General features: G+C 36.8%; 1 protein-coding gene. It reads right to left on the reverse strand.

Translation table 11 applies throughout. The annotated features are described in order from the left end of the window. Positions 1-277 (reverse strand): solute carrier family 23 protein (locus AOA62_RS29750; RefSeq protein ID WP_305886553.1); only part of this gene is annotated, 277 nt, incomplete at both ends.

Raw genomic sequence — 277 nt, forward strand, 5'->3', positions numbered from 1 at the left:
GCACTGTCTAAGCTTTGGAACATTTCTTCTGCGTTTTTGATGACAGGTCTACCAGGTAAAACAAGGTTTAAGATAATCCCTACAATAGATGCTAAAGCCATACCTGGTATTTCTATAACTTCTGTTACTTGGATAAAGGCACCACCAATTCCGATGACTAAGATAACTGATGAAATTATTAAGTTTCTTTTTTCACCAATATCCACTTTGTTATCAATCAGCATACGCAGACCATTAGATGCAATGATACCGAATAAAAGGATTGACACACCACCCA

Origin of the sequence: Pseudomonas sp. 2995-3 (genome assembly GCF_002742565.1) — a bacterium.
Classification (GTDB): domain Bacteria; phylum Pseudomonadota; class Gammaproteobacteria; order Pseudomonadales; family Pseudomonadaceae; genus Aquipseudomonas; species Aquipseudomonas edaphica.